Source organism: Pseudoalteromonas sp. ASV78 (assembly GCF_047806705.1).
In the GTDB taxonomy this organism is placed as follows: domain Bacteria; phylum Pseudomonadota; class Gammaproteobacteria; order Enterobacterales; family Alteromonadaceae; genus Pseudoalteromonas; species Pseudoalteromonas prydzensis_A.
Genome location: NZ_JBLOPA010000001.1, coordinates 346,369 through 367,208 on the forward strand (window position 1 = coordinate 346,369; position 20,840 = coordinate 367,208).

Annotated in this window: 15 protein-coding genes; 11 read left to right on the forward strand and 4 right to left on the reverse strand. The window is 42.7% G+C overall.

Annotated elements, in window-relative coordinates; translation table 11 throughout:
* Positions 1 to 67 precede the first annotated feature (67 nt).
* From nlpI to ACMVDV_RS01585, 9 genes are all read left to right on the forward strand, one after another.
* Complete coding sequence (gene nlpI / locus ACMVDV_RS01545) at positions 68 to 946, forward strand: lipoprotein NlpI (protein ID WP_416156951.1); 879 nt, start codon at positions 68 to 70, stop codon at positions 944 to 946.
* Positions 930 to 2,144, forward strand: a complete 1,215-nt coding sequence (locus ACMVDV_RS01550; RefSeq protein WP_416156952.1) for a hypothetical protein — start codon at positions 930 to 932, stop codon at positions 2,142 to 2,144. The genes nlpI and ACMVDV_RS01550 overlap by 17 nt, the downstream gene beginning before the upstream one ends.
* Before the next feature lie 203 nt (positions 2,145 to 2,347).
* Positions 2,348 to 5,140, forward strand: a complete 2,793-nt coding sequence (locus tag ACMVDV_RS01555; protein ID WP_416156953.1) for a monovalent cation/H+ antiporter subunit A — start codon at positions 2,348 to 2,350, stop codon at positions 5,138 to 5,140.
* Positions 5,140 to 5,487, forward strand: coding sequence for a Na+/H+ antiporter subunit C (locus ACMVDV_RS01560; RefSeq protein WP_064667620.1), 348 nt, complete (start codon positions 5,140 to 5,142; stop codon positions 5,485 to 5,487). Before ACMVDV_RS01555 ends, ACMVDV_RS01560 begins: the two co-directional genes overlap by 1 nt.
* A complete protein-coding gene (locus ACMVDV_RS01565; RefSeq protein ID WP_416156954.1) occupies positions 5,484 to 7,001 on the forward strand; it encodes a monovalent cation/H+ antiporter subunit D in 1,518 nt (505 codons plus the stop codon). Before ACMVDV_RS01560 ends, ACMVDV_RS01565 begins: the two co-directional genes overlap by 4 nt.
* Positions 7,001 to 7,537: a Na+/H+ antiporter subunit E gene (locus ACMVDV_RS01570; protein ID WP_416156955.1), complete on the forward strand. Its 537-nt coding sequence runs from the start codon at positions 7,001 to 7,003 to the stop codon at positions 7,535 to 7,537. Before ACMVDV_RS01565 ends, ACMVDV_RS01570 begins: the two co-directional genes overlap by 1 nt.
* The gene (locus tag ACMVDV_RS01575; protein WP_016707651.1) at positions 7,531 to 7,800 is read left to right on the forward strand and encodes a K+/H+ antiporter subunit F; all 270 of its coding nucleotides are present in this window, start codon (positions 7,531 to 7,533) and stop codon (positions 7,798 to 7,800) included. The genes ACMVDV_RS01570 and ACMVDV_RS01575 overlap by 7 nt, the downstream gene beginning before the upstream one ends.
* A gap of 9 nt (positions 7,801 to 7,809) precedes the next feature.
* Entirely contained in the window at positions 7,810 to 8,142 is a 333-nt protein-coding gene (locus ACMVDV_RS01580; RefSeq protein WP_304183482.1) for a Na+/H+ antiporter subunit G, read from the forward strand.
* 103 nt (positions 8,143 to 8,245) lie between these two features.
* Positions 8,246 to 8,827, forward strand: a complete 582-nt coding sequence (locus ACMVDV_RS01585; RefSeq protein WP_416156956.1) for a hypothetical protein — start codon at positions 8,246 to 8,248, stop codon at positions 8,825 to 8,827.
* 52 nt (positions 8,828 to 8,879) lie between these two features.
* On the opposite strand, the gene ACMVDV_RS01590 is transcribed toward ACMVDV_RS01585, so the two are convergent.
* Both ACMVDV_RS01590 and ACMVDV_RS01595 read right to left on the reverse strand, forming a co-directional pair.
* Positions 8,880 to 9,950, reverse strand: a complete 1,071-nt coding sequence (locus ACMVDV_RS01590) for an efflux RND transporter periplasmic adaptor subunit (RefSeq protein ID WP_416156957.1) — start codon at positions 9,948 to 9,950, stop codon at positions 8,880 to 8,882.
* A 17-nt stretch (positions 9,951 to 9,967) separates the two neighbouring features.
* Positions 9,968 to 13,060 carry an efflux RND transporter permease subunit gene (locus tag ACMVDV_RS01595; RefSeq protein ID WP_416156958.1) on the reverse strand — a complete coding sequence of 1,031 codons (3,093 nt, stop codon included), beginning with the start codon at positions 13,058 to 13,060 and terminating at the stop codon, positions 9,968 to 9,970.
* Between the two features lie 339 nt (positions 13,061 to 13,399).
* On the opposite strand from ACMVDV_RS01595, the gene ACMVDV_RS01600 reads away from it, so the two are divergent.
* Positions 13,400 to 16,855 (forward strand): PAS-domain containing protein, encoded by a 3,456-nt coding sequence (locus tag ACMVDV_RS01600; RefSeq protein WP_416156959.1) that lies wholly within the window; start codon positions 13,400 to 13,402, stop codon positions 16,853 to 16,855.
* Positions 16,856 to 16,900: 45 nt separating this feature from the next.
* Here the strand turns inward: ACMVDV_RS01600 and ACMVDV_RS01605 are convergent, their stop codons facing one another.
* On the reverse strand, positions 16,901 to 18,268 hold the full coding sequence (locus tag ACMVDV_RS01605) for an L-cystine transporter (protein WP_416156960.1): 1,368 nt from the start codon (positions 18,266 to 18,268) through the stop codon (positions 16,901 to 16,903).
* Positions 18,269 to 18,668: 400 nt separating this feature from the next.
* Between ACMVDV_RS01605 and ACMVDV_RS01610 the strand changes: the two genes are divergently transcribed.
* On the forward strand, positions 18,669 to 20,102 hold the full coding sequence (locus ACMVDV_RS01610; protein ID WP_416156961.1) for an alpha-amylase family glycosyl hydrolase: 1,434 nt from the start codon (positions 18,669 to 18,671) through the stop codon (positions 20,100 to 20,102).
* A gap of 62 nt (positions 20,103 to 20,164) precedes the next feature.
* Here the strand turns inward: ACMVDV_RS01610 and ACMVDV_RS01615 are convergent, their stop codons facing one another.
* Positions 20,165 to 20,827, reverse strand: a complete 663-nt coding sequence (locus ACMVDV_RS01615; RefSeq protein WP_416156962.1) for a response regulator — start codon at positions 20,825 to 20,827, stop codon at positions 20,165 to 20,167.
* Positions 20,828 to 20,840 lie beyond the last annotated feature (13 nt).

The following is a 20,840-nucleotide window of genomic DNA, read 5'->3' on the forward strand; positions in this document are numbered from 1 at the left end:
TAATGAAACCTCTTTGGATAGCACTTGTCTTATCTGTTTGCTACTTATCTTGGTATAAAGGATTTTAATGATACTTAAACACATAGCCTTGGCATCGTTTGCTATTTTGTCCTTAAGCGCCTGTCAATCTACTTCGCAAGCACAACCAACTGCAATTGTTAACGTGCCTTTCACTGCACCATTGCCTTCTGATTTTCGTAGTGAAATAGCGATAGCTCGCTATTCTGAATTATTGAATCGCGCCGATTTAGCGCCAGATCAACAAGCAAAATTACTTTATGACCGCGGTGTATTATTTGACAGCTTAGGCATGTCTACTTTGGCGCGGATTGATTTTAATCGTGCCGTGCAATTAAAGCCCGATCTAGCCGAAGTGTATAATTTTTTAGGTATTCACCATACCTTGATGCAGCAATATGAAAAAGCCTATGAGTTTTTTGATTCAGCGTTAGAGCTTAATGAGCAGCATGAATATGCCTATTTAAACCGTGGTATCGCACTGTACTATGGTGATAGACCAAGCCTTGCCGCCGCTGATCTAGAAGAGTTTTTAGCTCGCTCACCGAGTGATCCATACCGTGTGTTATGGCTCTATTTAGCACAAGCGAACGCTGACCCTGTACAAGCGTTAGCTACGTTAAAAGCCAATGCGCAAGGTCTTGACGATAGTCAATGGGCATATGGGTTAATCTCTTTGTATATTGGTGATATGAGCGAACGAGCCTTTTTAGCCAGCATTAGCGAAGGTGTCTCAACTGAACAAGAATATGCGCAGCGTTTGTGTGAAGCGTATTTTTACCTTGCGAAAATATACCAAGCCAAAGGCTTAGATTATCAAGCCGCAGACTTTTTCCGCTTAGCACTTGCCACTAATGTGCATGAATTTGTGGAATATAAATATGCGCGTTTAGAGCTTGAGTTAATGGCTGGTGAAAACGCTAGTTAATTATCTAATTGGCGTTGCTGTTGTACTGAGTGTTGGTTGCTTACCAAGCTCAGTGGATCAGCAGCGCGATGTTGCTTTTTGGCATGTAAAACATACCCCAGATTCTATTCTTATTAGCTATTATCGTTTTATTGACGATTTTAATGCGCAATTAAATAGTCTGTCAGATCCCACTTTATCCTTGTTAGCTTTAAATGCCGTTACTGATGCTCAGTTTGCATGGGCGTTGCGCTTATTAAATAATGAAAAGCCACGTGCCGCAAAGCCGTTTTGGCGTGTTAGTGTTGCTCAGCAAAATGAAGACAAACGTCGCCAGCTCAGCGCACTGTTACTTCGTTTTGAGCGCTGGAGTGATTTAGAGAGCTTAAAAGAGCAACAACTTTTGCCTGTTGCAAGCTATGCGGCAGAGCATTTAAAGTTGCAGCACAAAGTAGCACCGCAGCGTATCGAGCAAGAGTTTGCTAATGATGAAGGGTTTTTATTGGCTTTTTCACAACTTAAAGCAACGCCCCAGTGTCAGTTTAATGTGTTGCTGATGACAGATCACCGTCAAGGCATCAGCCAACTCACTGCATTTACCCACCGTTACCAACAGCAGCCCCAACCACGTGCAGCAAGCTTTTGTTTTAGTAAACCCATTTACTTAGGGAATACAATAGCTTGCCAGCAGCAGCCAGATTCTGCGGCTCAATGTGATTGGCGTCCTTTAATTGCCGATAAAAGATGGCCAACGGGCTTTGATTTTATTGTCATGATGACGGCGACAGGCTCTGGCAATGTGCAAGGCGGAATAATGCACTTAAACTCGGCGAGCCATTATGGTTTATTTTTACATGAATTAATGCATTTTAATGGCTTTGAAGATGAGTATGCATTGCCCACAGCAAAACAAGCATGGTTATGTCATCAGCGCGGTTTAGTCGCACCTAATCTTTTTATTGCCAATGGGTTAACACCGCCTGCTGGCTGGGTTTTGAGTGATAGCTGTGAAACCGGGAGTAAGGCATACAAACCAAGCGCTGACTGGTCTATTATGCAATATCAGCAACTGCCACTTTCTGCACAATATCAGCAATTATGGCTGCGAAAAATCAGTGAGCCGCACTACCAACCGGTGCGTTTTACTGATTATTTTCAGCAAATTGCACCAGCTATGGACTTTACCAATAAAATGGTAAATAAAAATATTGCCGAGTAAAGTTGTGAATAATATAAAATCAGCGTTAAATTAGTACAAAATAGCAGCAGGTAGCAGGGCTTACTATAGACAAAATCGTCCCTTATCAGTATAACTATAAGGCGTTTATTGAAGCTAAAATTAAACCATCTCAATGACCAGTACTAAACTAAAACTAACTAGCAGTGTATTGATACTCTTATGACTTCAAAAGGTTTCTCATTATGACTTTGCTCTGGATACCCTTGTTATCCTTAATTGGCAGTGTTATTTCTTCCTGCACCGGAAAACTGACTCGTAATCAATCTACGAGCTTAACTATGCTAGCGCCGTTATGCGCCTTAGCAATTGCGATTTATCACGCGCCTGCGATTTTAGCGGGTGAGACAATCCGCTTTACCGCACAATGGATACCGGCATTGGGAATAGACATAGCCTTACGCTTAGATGGCTTAAGCTTATTGTTTATTTTTATGATCTTGGGAATAGGCCTGCTGGTAATCTTTTATACTCGTTACTACTTGAGTGCGAAAGACTCAATGTCAAAGCTCTACAGTTACTTAATGCTATTTATGACGGCCATGCTTGGCATTGTGATGTCGAATAACGTTATTCAACTGTGGTTTTTTTGGGAGCTAACCAGCATCAGCTCGTTCTTACTGATTAGTTACTGGTGGCATAAAACCGAAGCGCGTAAAGGCGCGCGAATGGCGCTGGCAGTCACGGGAGCCGGCGGCTTAGCACTACTGGGTGGTTTATTACTGCTCGGAGACATTGTTGGTAGCTATAATCTTGATGTAATTCTAGCCAGCCGCGCTTTGATCCAATCTCACGAGCTATTTGAAGTTGCCTTAGTACTCGTGCTATTAGGGGCATTTACTAAGTCTGCGCAGTTCCCATTTCATTTTTGGTTACCTCATGCCATGGCGGCGCCAACACCGGTTAGTGCCTATTTACACTCAGCAACTATGGTAAAAGCAGGGATATTTTTACTAGCGCGCTTCCATCCTGCACTTGCAGGAAATGATACTTGGTTTATTTTAGTGGCAATGACAGGTTTAACCACCTTATTAGTTGGCGCTTATATCGCGTTATTTAAGCATGACTTAAAAGGTTTGTTAGCGTATTCAACCATTAGTCACCTTGGTTTAATTACCTTATTACTTGGTTTAGATACTGAGCTTGCCACTGTGGCAGCAATTTTCCATATTATTAACCATGCAACATTTAAAGCCTCCTTATTTATGGCAACCGGTATTATTGATCACGAAACCGGCACCCGTGATATGCGAAAACTCAATGGCATGTGGCGTTTTATGCCTTACACAGCGACGCTGGCAATGGTTGCTGCAGCGGCTATGGCAGGGGTGCCATTGCTAAATGGCTTCTTATCAAAAGAAATGTTCTTTGCTGAGACCTTACACCAACAAGTGCTTGGTTCAATGTCATGGTTGATCCCAGTATTAGCGACTTTAGCGGCTGCTTTTTCAGTGGCTTATTCAGCGCGCTTTATCCATGATGTATTCTTTAATGGCGACCCAATTGATTTACCGAAAACCCCACATGAACCACCGCGTTATATGCGCGTGCCAATCGAAATTTTAGTGGTGCTATGTTTGCTAGTAGGCATGTTCCCGAATTTTGTGGTCGATGGCATTTTATCGGCGGCCTCTTTGGCTGTGCTTGGTGATGCAACGCCTGAGTTTAAGTTGTCAATTTGGCATGGTTTTAACTTACCATTATTGATGAGCTTTTTAGCAACGTGTTGTGGGGTATTTATTTATATTCAGCGTAAACACCTGTTTCAATTTCAAGCTTCGTTACCAACATTGAATGCTAAAAAGACTTTTGAAAGAGTGCTTTATAGCGTTATTAAATGGAGCCAAGAGAAGATCCGCAGTACTGAAAATGGTTCATTACAACGCTATATTGTTATTATGCTCGGCGTGGTTTTACTGTGCGCGGGTTGGCCATTATTTGAAATGGGTGAATTAGCAGGCACAGTTCCAAGTACGCCGATTGATTTTTATAATGGCATTGGCGCAGGCTTATTGATTATTGGTGCAATTAGCACCGTAATTTGGCATCGCGCTCGGATGGTATCGCTATTAATGATATCCATTGTGGGCTTAATGGTGTCGGTGGCGTTTACCCGTTTTTCTGCACCGGACTTAGCCTTGACCCAATTAACCGTTGAAGTTGTGACGGTGATCTTATTAATGTTGGCGTTATTCTTTTTACCGCAACGTACACCCAAAGAGTCAAGTTCATTACGGATGTTACGTGATTTAGGGATCGCGTCAGCAGTTGGGGTGGTTATTGCCAGTATTTGTTATGCGTTATTAACGCGGCCGCTTGAATCAATTTCAGATTTCTTTATCGCGAATGCGAAAACCGGCGGTGGCGGTACCAATGTAGTTAACGTTATTTTGGTTGATTTTAGGGGGTTTGACACCCTAGGAGAAATTACCGTATTAGGTATAGCTGCGTTAGGCATTTATAAATTACTCACAAACTTACCTTTATTTATGCCTGCCAGCGACAGTGAAGGGCGTCCATGGGCGCGTGAGCGTTACCCAATATTGCTTACCAGTATTTCGCAGAGTTTATTACCTTTAGCCTTGTTAGTTTCAGCGTATATATTCTTACGTGGACATAACTTACCTGGCGGTGGCTTTATTGCTGGCCTAGTGACTTCTATTGCGTTTATTTTGCAATATATGGCACGTGGTTCGGTGTGGATCACCTCTCGTTTTGATGTCAACTATCGTAAGATCATTGCCTCAGGTATTGCTATTGCAATGTTTACTGGCTTAGGCAGCTGGGCATTTGGCAGACCGTTCTTAACGACATGGTTTGATTACTTTGATATTCCATTTGTGGGTAAAACGGAGCTCGCCAGTGCCATTGTATTTGATTTAGGCGTGTATTTAACTGTGGTTGGTGCAACCTTAATGATTTTAGCAAGCCTTGGTAAACTCACTGCTGATGCAGCCAAAGAAGAGGTAACTATTTAATGGAACTGTTATACGCATCGTGCGTTGGTGTACTGGTGACTTGTGGTATTTATTTACTGCTAAGAGCGCGTACTTTTCCGGTGGTGTTGGGATTAACGATGATTTCTTATGCGGTAAATTTATTTTTATTTTCAGCGGGCAGACTCACAATCAATAAGGCCGTGGTATTAGGCACTGGCGCTGATTATGCCGATCCTTTACCACAAGCATTAGTATTAACTGCAATCGTGATCGGTTTTGCAATGACTGCCTTTGTGGTGATTTTAGCCATTCGTGGTCGTGCTGATCTAGGTAATGATCATGTTGATGGTCACCTTGTGAAAAGCAACAACAAGGAGCACAGATGATTCAGCACTTGGCTTCATTGCCAATCTTAATTCCAATGCTTGCAGCCATCCTGCTGTTATTACCGCCATGCGGTAAAAGCATTCCAATTCGTCGTGTAGTGTCGATCGTGATGTCAATTATTACAGCCTGTATTAGTGCTGTATTGCTGGTTCATGTTTATAACTCAGGCCCTATGGTCTATGCCATCGGAGATTGGCAAGCCCCATATGGTATTGTTTTAGTAGCTGATTTGTTGTCAGTACTGCTGGTCGCATTAACGTCATTTTTAGCTTTAGCCGTGGTCCTTTATAGTAGTGTTGGCGATGATGAAAAAGGCAGCTTTTTCCATCCGTTAGTGCACTTTTTAGTACTGGGTGTCAATGGCGCATTTTTAACCGGTGATTTATTTAATCTATTTGTATTTTTTGAAGTGTTATTAATTGCTTCTTACTCGTTATTGATGCATGCAGGGGATAAACATAAGACGCGTGCGGCATTACAATACGTTGTATTAAATTTGATTGGCTCAAGTGTATTTTTGATTGCCTTAGGTATTTTATATGGCGTATTAGGCACTTTGAATATTGCCGATATGGCGCTAAAAGTATCACAACTACAAGGTGATGATGTCTACCTTGCGAAAATTGGTGGTTTACTACTACTGGTTGTGTTTGCTTTAAAAGGCGCGCTATTACCGTTGCACCTATGGTTGCCGAATACTTACGCCAGTGCTATGCCGGTGGTGGCAGCCTTGTTTGCGATTATGACCAAAGTCGGCGTATACGCTATGCTACGGGTGTATACGGTTATATTTGGTGAGCAGGCGGGTTTATTAAATCACATGGCGCAGCCTTGGTTATGGGGCTTAGCAATAGCAACAATTGTGATTGGTGCTATAGGTGTACTCGCAGCGCAAGATCTACGTAAACTAACCGCAAACCTAGTTGTGGTTTCTGTTGGTACTTTAGTGGCGTTAGTTGCTATTCAACATGTTAGCGCAACGGCTGCATTGTTGTATTACCTTGTGCATTCAACCATTATTTGTGCGGCGCTATTCTTATTAGCAGATTTAATTGCTCATCAGCGTGGTAAAGTTGCGGATCGTTTAGCCCCAGGGCGTGGTGTAGCACAACCGATATTACTAGGCACGTGTTTTATTGTTGCCGCTTTAGCGGTGGTTGGGATGCCACCGCTTTCTGGGTTTGTCGGCAAAATTTGGATTTTAAAAATAACACTCGATAGTGAGCGTGCGCTGCTATTTTGGCCAGTATATTTGATTGCCAGCTTTGTTCTGCTGGTTGCATTATCTCGGGCAGGGACTGGCTTATTTTGGGAGCGCAAGCACCAAGGCCGTGATCATCTTGAAGAAGGTCATGCCAAGCCAATGCAAGTTATTGCGGTCATTGGTTTATTAGCGTGTTCGCCGTTAATGGTTATTTTTGCGGGGCCTATTTCTGAGTATATGATTGCTGCGGCGACACAATTGCATGATATATCGGCTGGAATAAATACTGTCCTTAAGGGAGGCTTATAATGCGTTTAGAATCCCGCTTTCGTTGGCTACCTACGCCATTTCGCAGTTTATTACTGTTTATTGTGTGGTTATTGTTAAATAACAGTGTATCGGCTGGTCATTTAATTTTGGCTACGCTGTTTGCATTTATTATCCCTGTGATCACTTTTCCATTTCGTGAGCCGCAGCCGCTAATAATTAAACCTGGTCTTGCAGTAAAACAGTTTTTAATTGTGCTGTTTGATATTATTACGGCAAATTTACAAGTGGCACTGTTAATTTTAGGGCCAGTTAAAAAGCTGCGTCCGGCATTTGTGAAAGTCCCCTTAGATCTAAGTCATGCAATGCCTATTACTATTTTGGCAAGTACAGTGTCGCTTACTCCCGGTACTGTAAGTGCCGAAGTATACCCTGTACCAGAATCATTACCGCAAGGTGAAGAGCCAACAGAGCGTTATTTATTAATTCATGTATTAGATTTAGATGATGAACAAGCATTGATCAATACCATAAAGCAGCGCTATGAAGCCCCACTTAAGGAGATATTTCAATGTTAGAAACGGTTTTTTTAATCGTCTTTGCCATGATTGGCCTATCACTGTTACTTAACTTGTGGCGTTTAGTGGTTGGCCCTTCGGTACCTGATCGCATTTTAGCCCTTGATACTATGTATATAAATACCATTGCATTGATCATTTTATATGGTATGAGCATGGGCACAGGTCTGTATTTTGAAGCCGCCTTGTTAATTGCAATGCTTGGCTTTGTCAGCACCGTAGCGGTATGTAAATATTTGCTACGTGGCGATATTATCGAATAAGGAATACATATGTACAGTGAATGGATTGTGGCTATTTTATTACTTATTGGTGGCGCATTTATTTTAATTGGTTCAATAGGCTTAATTAAAATGCCCGACTTTTTTATGCGCTTACACGGGCCAACCAAAGCCACGACCTTAGGTATGGCAGGGGTGCTCATTGCCGCGATGGTGTTTTTTAGTAACGCGCAAGATGGTATCAGTGTGAAAGAGCTGTTGATCACTATCTTCTTATTAATTACAGCACCAATTAGTGGCTATATGCTGATAAAGTCGGCGATCCATCATAAATTAAAAGCCAAAGACGGCACCAAAGGCTTAGATAACGTTGAAGATGATTAATTATATTTAAATCTAGAAGCCCGTTAAGTTTACTCTAACGGGCTTTTTATTGGCCGCTATTATTTGTACACTCAAACACATCATAAATTGCCATCGCTTATACATGCTAAAACGTAAAAAACTCATTATCGCGTGTTTGCTGATATTATTACCGTTGCTAGATAGTTTATTTATACCCACGGCTTTTGGTCTGCAATGGCACAATCCCAAAACCATGTATTTACTCAGTGCCTATTTGATACCCGTTAAATTATTACTGGTCACTAGCGGTGGCTTTTTGTTAGCAAGCCACGGTCATCCACATCATGAACAGCCCCGAGCTTGGTATGCTAAAGTCTTTGATATCAGCTTTTTTATAGTGGCAGGGCTCCAATTTATTGTCCTAGCAATCATTAGTGCATTGTATTTAGTGGTTGGCACTCAAGCCGACGACTACCAACAACAAGGTAATATCAGCGTGTATACCTCTGATATTGGTGCATTTGGCAAAGCTACGCATTACTTCTCCTATCAATGCACGGATGAAAACGGTTTTTATAGCTTAACACCGATAGTCACACTCGATTGGCTTGGGCATTTCACATTTAGTGAAAAAGACAGATTCTTGATTATCAAACACAACGTTCACACAGCAAAAGGCGAGCAAATAAAGCGAATAGATTTGAGTGGTTTTGCTTGTAAGTAGATGCAGCCACTTTTGCAACTGGCTGCATATATGAGGTGAGTTAACGAGTTGATTATTTACTCTGTACGTCAACCTCTTGCCCTGCCTGTAGGCGCTCAGCACCACGTATTGCTATCTTATCGCCGGCCTTTAAACTGTTGCCTGCAAGGGGGGAAATTGCAACAAGTTGCCCTTTACCACTGCCAACCGTTACCGGAATTTGGATTGCTTTACTTTGGTTATCAATTTTTACTACATGGGTGCCTTGTTTACGGATGATCAGTGCGTCTCTATTTACCAATAGTACGTCGTTTTTAGTGGTCAATGGCACCGCTACATCAACAAGTTGGCCAATAGCCCAGGCGTGTTGATTATCTGTTTGTAAATTAGCGCGTATCTCAACAGTTTGCGAGCGTGGATCAGTTGATGGGATCACCGCAGTAATTATGGCTGTGGCAGTTTCTGGTTGGGATAAGTCACCAGCTGTAATGGGTAAGATGATACCCGTTTGTAAATACTTTAAGTATTTAACTGGCACATATAAACGCACTTCTAAATGATGAATATCCAGTAAGGTAAGTAACTCATCGGCTCGATTTATTTCCCGCCCCGCGCGCTTAAAACGCTCACTAACAATGCCTGCAAAAGGCGCACGGATCGTGGCTCTGGTTAACTTATCATCGATCACCTGAAGCTCAACGTTGGCAAGCGCTATGTCAGAGCGAGCCAAGTCATGCTTATTTTGCACTTCATCAACTTGGCTGAGGGCAGCGCTGCTAGATTTTGCTAATTCTTTTAAGCGGGTTAGGTCTTGTTGATATAAACGTAAATTGATATTAGCGCGGTTAAGCATTTCTGCTTGGCGTGCTTTATCTAACTCTAAAGGCAAGGTATCCATGCGCACTAAAATATCATTTTTGTTTATTACACTACCGGGCTCTGCAACATACATCAGGCGGCCACTTATCCCGGCTGTTAAAGTAACGTCGTCTTTGCCAAACAGTGTGCCATTAACAGCTATTTCGCTGGTAAGAGGCGCTTTAGTTAGCTCAGCAACACTGACTGGCACGATGGCAAAAGCAGGGGCAACGAATAAACAATTACACAAAATGAAAAACTGTAAGGCTGATTTTATTCTCTTCATGGTTATATTCTCGATCCTCATTGTACTGCTGAGGTATTTTGCTGGTTAGTTGACGCCGGCGCGGTGTTGCGACCGAGTTGTAGCAAGCTAGGCATTAAAATAAGGGTAAACAATGCACTGACTGCCATACCACCGACAATAACGGTTGCAAGGCCCCTGTATATCTCAGAGCCAACACCCGGCATTAGCATCAATGGTAGCATGCCAAACAAGCTTGTTAGTGTGCTTAAGTACACCGGCCGTGCTCTTAGTAATACTGCTTGTTTTACCGCAGCCGCACGGTTCAACCCTGACGCCAACGCCACTTTAGTTTGATCGACCAGTAATATGGCATTGTTAACCACCAGTCCTAACAAAATGATAAAGCCAATCATGGTGAGCAAATCGAGTGATTGAAAGGTAAATAAGTTTAAAATAAATAGCGCGAGTACACCGCCGGCAATGGCTAACGGCATAACCAGTAATACCAGTGCGCTGTCTGTTGCGGATTTAAACAGGGCTGTCATTAATAAAAATAAAATAAACAATGCCAGCACAAAATTCAGTGCCATTTCGGTCATCGCAGAATTCATTTTTTGGGCGTTACCAGCTAATATTGCTCCCGCATTACTTGGCAGGCTAGCTCTTACTTTGGGCATTACTTGTTCGCTTAAAATTGCTTGTGCTTGTTGTAAGCTCATATCGGCAGGTGGAGTTACCACTATGCTCACTGTACGGCGGCCATTTACCCGACGTAACTGAGTCGGTCCTACCGTTCGTTCAATGTTGGCAAGTTCGCCAAGGGTTTGAATGCCTGCTTGTGGGGTAACAATCGGCAGTGCTTTGAGTTCTTCAGGGGTTTGCCAAGGAATGCCTCGTAAAATCACATTCATGCGTTCATTACCATCAAAATATTCATTCACGAATAAACCACCGGTGTATGCTTGTACTGCTTGCGATACATCGCGACGAGTAAGCCCAGCTTGAGTAATACGGCGATCATTAGGTGTTAATCTCAGTTCTGGTTCGGCCATATCAAGGCGCGGTTGTGGCTGTGCGGTAGCGTCTGGTAACGCTTCATTGACAGCGCTTAATGCGATTTGCGCAGCACTGACTAAGTCATCCATGTTTGGCCCAGTTAGGTCAATATTGATAGCACGGCCATCGCCACCGTTTGCAACTTGGATCATTGAACCGCGAAAGAAAAATACCTGAGTGTCGGGTAAATCAATAAAAATTTCTTCTTTGGCGACGTTCATTAATTCCTCAACCCGTTGTGGATCGGCGGAATAAATAAAGCCCCCAGCATTTGAGCCAAAAGCATAAAAATTGAAGTCTTTAATACTCGGTTGTTTTTCGCCAGTGTAGTAGGGCATCAGTCGTTTTTTCACACGAAGTAACAGCTCTTCTTCCATAAACTGCACATTGCCACCCGGTGGTGTGATCAAATTGAAAAAGAAGCCGTCGGTAGGCGCACGTGGCATAAAATCAGTTTTTGGTAACATAGTAAAGGTTGTGATCACTGAGCCACCAAGCAATACCGCAATCCAAGTAAGTTGTTTAATGCGGGTATTAGTGAGCCTCATAATAACATTACTCAACTTTTGCCAATAGTGGTGATATGGATCCACTTTTATCTGTGCATCTGGCCATAAATGATTCGCTAATGGGATCAGCGTGATTGCGCATATCATTGAGGTGATCACCGCAATAGAGAGGGTCAGCGCTAAGTCAGAAAATAGCTGTCCTTCAATACCTGCCATAAACAAAATAGGTAAAAAGATCGCAACACTGGTGATGGTTGACGCAAATAAAGCACCGGTGACTTGAGCTGCTCCTCTCAGTGCTGCTTTTTTATTATCAACACCTTCAGCGCGCAGCCGAGCGATGTTTTCTTGCACTATAATTGCCGCATCTAACACTAAGCCAACAGCAAATGCTAGACCCGCAAGTGATATAACATTTAGGCTACGACCAAAAATATTCAGCGCTAAAAATGCGACCATCAGTGAAATGGGAATTGTTGCTGCAATGATCAAGGTCGCTTTCAGGCCTCTAAAAAACAGCCATAAGATCAAACACGATAATACAACGCCTAAGCCCAAATTACTTTTTACTAATGACAGTGCATTACGTATATGCACAGAGGCGTCAAAACTAAGCTCAATAGAGAGGCCATTTGCTGCCAGTGGCCCTTCGTTTAGCTCTTTAATTGCCAGATTAATATCGTCCAGTAACGCTACGGTATTGGCTTTATTAGCACGTGAAATACGGATGTAGTAGGCGGGTTTTCCGTTACGTCCACTCATCCCTAGTCGGTCCGAGTAAGTGCGCTCAACACTGGCAATATCGCCTAAATAAATAGGCCTATCAGCTGAGTAACCAACGCGCATTTGCGCCATACTCGACAGGTCATATTGCCCGGTAAAGCGCACTGTATATTGGCGCCTGCCAACATTTGCTAAACCACCGGAAGTATCGCGAGAGCTGGCCAGTACATTACTTATTTGATCAAGGCTTACGCCTAAAGCTGCGGCCTTGTGTGGATCAAAGGTAATGCGTAACTCTTTCGGCCGCTCACTGGCGAGCTCCACCCGCGCAACGCCAGGAATTTGCGCTAACCGTGGCTCAATAAACTCATCAATTTGTTTTTGAAACTGCGCCATATCAAAATCTAAACTATCAGATTGATAATTTTTTGGTGTGATCAATAAGGTTGCGGCCGCCTCACCATTATTACCGCCGGCAAATACCACGGGATCAAATGCGTCCAGAGGTAAAGGCGGCGCTTGATTAAGACTGGTTAATACATCCAGCATGGCTTGTTGCATATTCTGGCCAACAGCGAAAGTTAGCGTAATTGCGCCGTTACCACGATTGATATTGGTATTGACCTCTAATGCACCGGGGGTGTTTTTTACTGCATTTTCAATTGGCTCAATAATAACTGATTCAATCTCTTCGGGGGCTGCTTGGCGCCAACCAGAGAAAATTGTAATTTGCGGTTGTTCAATATCAGGGGTTAATTGGATCGGCAGCTTAAAAATGCTTAATATGCCAAACAACATAATTAGCACCAAGATAACAATGACACTCGCAGGATTTTTCAGCGAACTACGTGTCAGATTCATAGTGTGTGTTCCAATATTTGTTTTTGTGCATTGCATTGTAGTGGGATGTGAAAAAAGTGCCAGTATCGTAAATAGCATGTATGTCAAAAGTAACGGAAAATCCGATAAAACAGGCAATAAAATGTAACTTTGTAATAACTTGTAACACTTTAGCCGTGAACAGCTGATTTCATGCGCTGTTGGCTCTGTTTCAGTTATCTACAAAAGTGAAATAGTGTTCATTCACTTTAGATTGTTCAAAGGTACATATGAAACAATTATTTAGTACTAAAGTTAGTGCTGTAATTTTGTATTAAAACGCTTATGCTGGTTAAATAATAATTAAAAATATCAGCGGTTATGTTTTCTATTTGGTCAATAAGCTTGCTCGCCATTGTATATTTGGGAATTTTATTTGCTGTGGCGGGTTGGGCAGATAAACGCAAAACGCTGCCTTTTAAAGGCTTAACCTACGGGCTATCGTTGGGTGTTTATTGTACCTCGTGGGCGTTTTATGGCACCACTGCGCAAGCGGCGAATAATGGCTGGTGGCTGGCTCCCACTTATGCAGGCACTATTTTACTGTTTATTTTTGGTTGGCAAGTGTACTGCCGTATTGCGCATATTTGCCGCCAGCAAAAGCTTACCTCAATGGCCGATTTTATTGCCACGCGGTATGGTCAGTCTTCTAGTCTCTCGGGTTTAATATCACTTATTTCTGTGATTGCCATTGTGCCGTATATTTCATTACAACTGAGCGCCACCGCGCAAAGTATTAATTTATTAACTGCACGAGCTGCATCGCAAAGCCATCAAGTCTGGGCTGATAGTACGTTTTATATCACTTTGCTATTAGCATTGTTTGCCATTTTATTTGGTGCTAGGAGGTTAAGGCCGAGCGAGCACAACCCTGGGCTGATTGCCAGTATTGCCTTTGAATCTATGGTTAAGTTACTGGCGTTTATGGTCGTGGGCTTATATGTCTGTTTTGTGCTTTTTGATAGTCCAGCTGCTTTATTTGCCAAAGCCGCAGAGCTAAATATAGATAAACAGGTGGTCGCAACACAAAGCCCAACTTATGTGTATGTTGCACATACATTATTAGGGATTTTAGCCACGTTGTGTTTGCCACGGCAATTTCACATGAGCTTTATAGAAAACAATAGCGATAAAGAGCTGGCCTCTGCACGCTGGTTATTCCCTATTTATTTGCTGCTAATCAATCTATTTATTTTACCTATTGCCTATGCGGGATTGATTTACTTTCAAGGTACTGACGTAGGTTACGATACGTTTGTTTTGGCGTTACCGATGGCGGCAGACAGTCCGCTGGTGGCATTGTTAGCTTTTTTAGGCGGCTTTTCAGCGGCAACCAGCATGGTAATCGTATCGGCTATTGTGCTTTCTGTGATGATCACCAATGACTTTATCAATCAGTTTATTTTACGTCGTTCTCAGCTTACTTCGAGCAGTCGTGGGCTTGATAAAAATAACCTGCTGCATGCGCGTAAAATCGTCATCGTGTTAATTTTATTACTTAGTTATTTTACCCATCGTATTCTTGGAGAGACCAACACCTTAGCCAATGTGGGCCTTATGTCGTTTACCTTAGTTGCGCAATTTGCTCCTGCAATGGTGATAGGTTTATGGTGGCGACACGCTTCGTGTCGAGGGGCACAGCTGGGTATTTTAACTGGCTTTATAATTTGGGGTTACACTTTATTATTGCCAAATCTTGCTAGCGGCCTTGGTAATGATAGCCGTTGGTTGATAGCAGGACCATGGCAAATTGCTTGGTTAGCACCCACTGATTTATTCTCTCTGGGTTTAGAGAGTATCAGCCAAGCGGTATTATTGTCATTAGGGGCAAATTGCTTTGTGTATTTTTTAGTGCCGTTATTTAGCCAAGCGACCTTAGCAGAGCGATTACAAAGCAATAAGTTTATTCCCCAATTATCCGATTCGCGAATTAATAGCGCCTTACAACCATTGAACTACCATGATTTAGGTGCGCTGTTACAGCGGTTTGCCGAAAAAGATGCCAGCCAACTATTAGTAAACCAATACTTTCCAACGGATAAAAGTAAGTGGAAACACCCAGCAAATGTACAACTTGAGTTATTAATAGAACGAGAAATGTCTGCAGTGATAGGCGGGGCATCGGCACGACTTATTTTAGATGTTGCAAAAAATGAGCAGCGTCAGCCGCTAGAGCAAGTTGCTGAACTTGTTGATGAAGCGACGCAAGTGCTGAAGTTTAATCGTGACTTACTGCAATCCACCATTGAAAACATTCAACAAGGCATAAGTGTAGTGGATAGTGAACTGCGTTTAGTTGCTTGGAATCAAGGTTATAAATGCATGTTCTGTTATCCGGAAGCTGCACTTTATATTGGCCGCCCAGTGGCTGATATTATTCGTTTTAATGCCGAGCGTGGCTTGTTTAGTGGTGAAGATATCAATACCGAAGTAGAAAAACGCTTAGCCTATTTAAAACAAGGCAGTGCCTATAAATATCAACGCTCACATAATGATGGCCGGGTGTTTGAGATGCAAGGTAACCCGCTACCAGGTGGTGGCTTTGTAACTACCTATACTGATATTTCAGAGTTTGTTAAGCAGCAAAAAGCACTTAAAGAGGCAAATGTTAGTCTTGAAGAAAAAGTAGCAACACGGACAAAAGCTTTAACGCAAGCTAACCATGAGCTGTCTGCGGCAAAATTAGTTGCCGAACAAGCAACGGTGAGTAAAACGCGCTTTTTTGCTGCAGCTAGTCACGATTTATTACAACCTTTTAATGCGGCCAGTTTGTTTTGCTCATTAATGAATGAAAAAGCACAAGACACTCAGCTACAAGAGCTGGCGCTCAATATTAAAAACTCATTAGGGAGTGCTGAAGAGCTGTTGTCGAGCATTTTAGAACTGACAAAACTGGACTCTGGAGCATTTAAAGTTCAGTACAGTGAATTTGCAGTTAGTAGCTTACTTGAGCCATTATGTAATGATTATGCGGCACTTGCGAGAGAAAAAGGGCTTAATTTCATTGTGCAGACGTGCGATGTACGATTAGTTACCGATAAAGCATTATTACGCCGAGTGCTGCGTAATTTACTCAGTAATGCCATACGTTACACCGAACAAGGCGAAGTGCGTTTAAAAATGCAACGCCATGATGAACAGGTCTCTTTCATTATTGAAGATACAGGGATCGGCATTGCTGCAAGTGATCAACAAACGATATATCAAGAATTTAAACAACTAGGGACAAAGCCCAATGCTGAGGGATTAGGGCTTGGCTTAGCGATTACCAAAAGAATTTGTGATTTATTGAAAATGCCCCTCATGATGGGCTCTGAACTTGGTAAAGGCACGCAATTTACATTAACCTTACCTTGTAAAGCAGCTCGGATCAGCACTGCGCTACACAGTGCAGAGCAAGGGCAAGGCCAAGAAACCGAACTAGGGCGTTTGCATATTTGGTTAGTTGATAACGACCGCAATGTACTTGAAGCGCTTAAGCAGCTACTTGAAAACTGGGGCTGCGAGATTGCGACTGCCACTAATTTAGTGGAGCTTGAGCAGTTAAAAGTAACCCATGAACTCCCGCAATTATTAATAGTCGATTATCAACTGGATGATGGCGTAACTGGACTGGAGGTGATCCGTCAAGCAGGACTGAGTGAATTACCTGCCATTGTCAATACGGCTAATCACGATGAAGCTATTCGTGAGCGGGTGCTCGATGCCGGTTATCCGTTATTATATAAACCGCTTAAAGCACCGGCTTTAAAACGAATGATCAAGCGGCTGACTTAACTAACCGCTGCTGATCCGCGAATATCAACAGCGGTTATGTATGGGTTAGGCTTGTTGCTCTAGGTTATCTGGCGTTTTTTGTCCTAATATGCGGCTGGTCATTGTACCTGCGGTCATTGATCCCGATACGTTAAGTGCGGTACGGGCCATATCAATGAGCGGCTCAATAGAAATTAATAATGCCGCGATGGTGACGGGTAAGCCCATTGCTGGCAGTACAATTAGCGCCGCAAATGTAGCGCCGCCACCGACACCGGCAATGCCAAAAGAGCTGATCGCGATGATGGCCACTAACGACACAATAAACTGAAAATCCATTGGGTTAATGCCCATACTGGGGGCCACCATGACTGCTAACATGGCCGGATAAATACCTGCACAACCATTTTGGCCTATGGTCGCGCCAAATGAAGCCGACAAGTTAGCAATCGCTGGTGGTACATTAAGCTTGTTGATCTGGGTTTCTATATTGAGCGGAATAGACGCCGCAGAGCTGCGAGAAGTAAAAGCAAAAGTCAGTACCGGCCAAATTTTTTGAAAGTATTGTTTAGGGTTCACGCCGACTAACGAAATCAAGATAGCGTGGACAACAAACATCAGCAAAATAGCAATATAAGAAGCCACAATAAAACCGAGTAAGTTTAGTATGTCGCCGGGGCTTGATGTAGCGACAACTTTTGTCATTAACGCGGCAACCCCGTATGGGGTTAACGCGATCACCATTTTTACCAAGCGCATTACAATCGATTGCGCTGCTTCAACAAAGGTACGAATAGGTGTTGCTAGCTCGGTTTTTTCGAGCATCACTTTACGTGCAGCAACCCCTGTTAAAATACCAAAAATAACCACTGCGATAATGGATGTTGAGCGCGATCCGGTTAGATCTGCAAACGGATTGGTTGGTATAAAGCTCAGTAACATTTGTGGAATGGTTAATTCACTCAGTGTTGCCGCACGGTTTTCAAGAATTGCAATACGTGAGGTTTCGCGGGCACCTTCGGTTAATCCTTCCCCGGTTAAACCAAAGACTTGTACTACCATAATGCCGATCAGCGCGGCAATGGCAGTGGTGACTAGCAAAATAGCAATGGTCAGGCTTGATATTTTGCCCAACGAGCCGTCTTTATCAAGCTTAACCACTGCCGCAATCATCGACACTAATACCAACGGCATAATAACCATTTTTAATAAGCCAATATAACCACTGCCAACAATATCAATCCAACTTAAAGTTTCTTTAACAACAGCATGGCCTTCACTAAAAACCAATTGTAATGCAAGACCAAACACACTGCCTGACACTAAACCAAGCAGTACTAACCGAGAAAGTGTGTGAGTTTTTTGCTGTTGCTGAAAAAGCACAAACAACAGCCCCACAAATACCGTGATTGACACGATTGCGGCGATAGACATGAAACAACGTCCTTAAAAAGTAATGAACCCAATAATGCGTACCAATGCCAGTAAAATACCGATCATTGTTTGGGTAAAAAAGAAACATAAGCGTAATTGCGCGCAAAGATATAAGGCGAACAGCAGAAACCAAAATATGAAATCAGTATGGCTTAGAACAAATGGTTATCAATCCTACACTGATAGAGTAAAAACAATATAAAACAGTGAGTTTTGTTACGTGCAATAAACCAGCGCAATAAGTGTTAATTTTATTTCCAGACAAGCTGTGTGGGCTATATTTGAGATTATTTGCTAACAGCTGAATACGTATTCAACTTGAGCGGTTTTATTTAACGTAGTACAAATCTTAATCGATTCAGAAAAAGTGTACTATCATAATAAAAGCAGGAGATAAACTATGTATCGTCAACGTAATTTGAGGCAATACTGGCGGCAACTGATTCTGGCTCTGGTCAGCGTTAGTTTTGTAGCCTGTCAGTCCGTATCGACCAACACGCCCAAGCTGCAGCATAATGCGTATCAACCCACCCCATATGTTCAGGTAAAGCATCCTGAGTGGAGTAAAAACGCAATAATTTATCAGATCAACACGCGGCAATTTACCCCTGAAGGGACTTTTGCCGCTGCGCAACAGCAGTTACCTCGATTAAAAGAGCTAGGTGTCGATATTCTCTGGCTTATGCCTATTCAGCCGATTGGTGAAGTAAACCGTAAAGGCCGTTTGGGAAGCCCATACTCAATTAAAGATTATTACGGGGTGAATTCTGAGTTTGGTAGTATTGAAGATATTAAAGCATTTATTGCTGCTGCACATCAGCAAGGTATGTATGTGATCCTTGATTGGGTTGCGAATCATACCGCATGGGATAGCAACCTCGTAACTGAACATCCAGATTGGTATATTCGTGACTGGAAAGGTGATTTTAGGCCAACCCCGTGGTGGGACTGGAGTGATATTATCGAGTTGGATTATAGCCAGCCTGCTTTACGTCAGTATATGACCGAAGCGATGAAATATTGGGTTGAAGACGTTGGCTTTGATGGCTTTCGTGCCGATGTTGCGGGGTTTGTGCCGCTCGATTTTTGGAATAATGTGCGTAAGGAGCTCGACGCAATTAAGCCCGTATTTATGCTCGCTGAGTTTGAGGGGCGCGATTTTCATGCTCAAGCATTTGACATGACCTACGGCTGGACATGGCATCAAGCGGTGCATGCGATAGTACAAGGCCATGCGGATGTTAATAAGCTTTATGTATACTATTCATGGAATGAAAAATACTATCCGCAAAACATTATGCGCCTACTAGGGGTGAGTAATCATGACCAAAATGCATGGGAAGGCACTGAGTTTGAAATGTTTGCTGATGCGTTACATGCTGTGATGGCGTTATCGGTAGTAAGCGAAGGCATGCCGATGATTTATAATGGTCAAGAAGTGGGCAATAGCAAGCGGTTAGCTTTTTTTGAGCGTGATGCCATTGTTTGGCATGATGAAAATGACAATTTTATCCAGCATGAAAATGGCGCTTTGTATAAAAAATTATTTGCACTGAAAAAAGCAAATTCGGCACTGTGGAATGCTAATTGGGGGGCTCGGATGATCCCTGTACACAATAGCCAACCAGCACAGGTACTTAGCTTTGTACGGCAAAATGATCACAATAAAGTGTTTGCAGTCTTTAACTTTAGTGACAAACCGCAACGTATTCGCTTTAAAGAAAATTTACACCATGGCGAGTATGAGGAGTATTTAAGCGGCGATAAAGAGGCGTTTAATGCTAACAGTACTTTGCAGTTGGCTGCGTGGGATTATCGCATTTACGTGCGCTAAAACAGAATAATACTGCTGATTGATTTTTGTATCGGCAGTGTTATTAACACTTGCTTACTTTGTTAACTAACCTCGGTTTTACCGACTTGTGATAATTGGTCAAAGAGTATGCCTGCTTGGGTACGGTTGTATACATTGAGTTTGCGCAGGATAGCCGACACATGTTGTTTGATGGTGGTTTCTTGAATCGACATTTCAAAGGCTATTTGTTTATTCAGTAGGCCATCGGCAATCATTGCTAGTACGCGGTATTGCTGTGGTGTGAGCTTTTCGAGATTGCGGGCAAAGCTGCTTTGCTCGTCGTTAATAACTATGTCGGTTAAATCGATTTCAGGTGGTAGCCAAGTATCGCCATTGAGTACGTGACTAATGGCTTCGCTTATTACATCTAGCGAGGATGATTTTGGGATATAACCAGCAGCCCCCAAGCTCATGGCTTGTTTTATAATCGCAGGTGTTTCATTAGCAGAGACCATGATCACTAGAATATCAGGGTAACGATTTCGTAGTTGCGAGAGTGCCTGTAGGCCATTTGCACCCGGAATGGTTAAATCTAAAAAAATTAACTCTATTTCAGGGTGCTCGGTTAATAGGGCAAATAAACCATCAATGTCGCTGGTTTCTTTTATATGTTGTTCAGGCACTGAGGTGGCCGCGGCTTGGCGCAGTGCACTTCTAAATAACGGGTGATCATCGGCAATAATAGTGTTCACAGTTAAAGACATTCCCTAAAACTCC

What these genes read in the sequence shown, in the direction of transcription:
- nlpI (WP_416156951.1), top strand. Translation starts at nt 68, where the DNA reads ATGATACTTAAACACATAGCCTTGGCATCGTTTGCTATTTTGTCCTTA.
- ACMVDV_RS01555 (WP_416156953.1), top strand. Translation starts at nt 2,348, where the DNA reads ATGACTTTGCTCTGGATACCCTTGTTATCCTTAATTGGCAGTGTTATT.
- ACMVDV_RS01560 (WP_064667620.1), top strand. Translation starts at nt 5,140, where the DNA reads ATGGAACTGTTATACGCATCGTGCGTTGGTGTACTGGTGACTTGTGGT.
- ACMVDV_RS01565 (WP_416156954.1), top strand. Translation starts at nt 5,484, where the DNA reads ATGATTCAGCACTTGGCTTCATTGCCAATCTTAATTCCAATGCTTGCA.
- ACMVDV_RS01570 (WP_416156955.1), top strand. Translation starts at nt 7,001, where the DNA reads ATGCGTTTAGAATCCCGCTTTCGTTGGCTACCTACGCCATTTCGCAGT.
- ACMVDV_RS01575 (WP_016707651.1), top strand. Translation starts at nt 7,531, where the DNA reads ATGTTAGAAACGGTTTTTTTAATCGTCTTTGCCATGATTGGCCTATCA.
- ACMVDV_RS01580 (WP_304183482.1), top strand. Translation starts at nt 7,810, where the DNA reads ATGTACAGTGAATGGATTGTGGCTATTTTATTACTTATTGGTGGCGCA.
- ACMVDV_RS01585 (WP_416156956.1), top strand. Translation starts at nt 8,246, where the DNA reads ATGCTAAAACGTAAAAAACTCATTATCGCGTGTTTGCTGATATTATTA.
- ACMVDV_RS01590 (WP_416156957.1), bottom strand. Translation starts at nt 9,950, where the DNA reads ATGAAGAGAATAAAATCAGCCTTACAGTTTTTCATTTTGTGTAATTGT.
- ACMVDV_RS01595 (WP_416156958.1), bottom strand. Translation starts at nt 13,060, where the DNA reads ATGAATCTGACACGTAGTTCGCTGAAAAATCCTGCGAGTGTCATTGTT.
- ACMVDV_RS01600 (WP_416156959.1), top strand. Translation starts at nt 13,400, where the DNA reads ATGTTTTCTATTTGGTCAATAAGCTTGCTCGCCATTGTATATTTGGGA.
- ACMVDV_RS01605 (WP_416156960.1), bottom strand. Translation starts at nt 18,268, where the DNA reads ATGTCTATCGCCGCAATCGTGTCAATCACGGTATTTGTGGGGCTGTTG.
- ACMVDV_RS01610 (WP_416156961.1), top strand. Translation starts at nt 18,669, where the DNA reads ATGTATCGTCAACGTAATTTGAGGCAATACTGGCGGCAACTGATTCTG.
- ACMVDV_RS01615 (WP_416156962.1), bottom strand. Translation starts at nt 20,827, where the DNA reads ATGTCTTTAACTGTGAACACTATTATTGCCGATGATCACCCGTTATTT.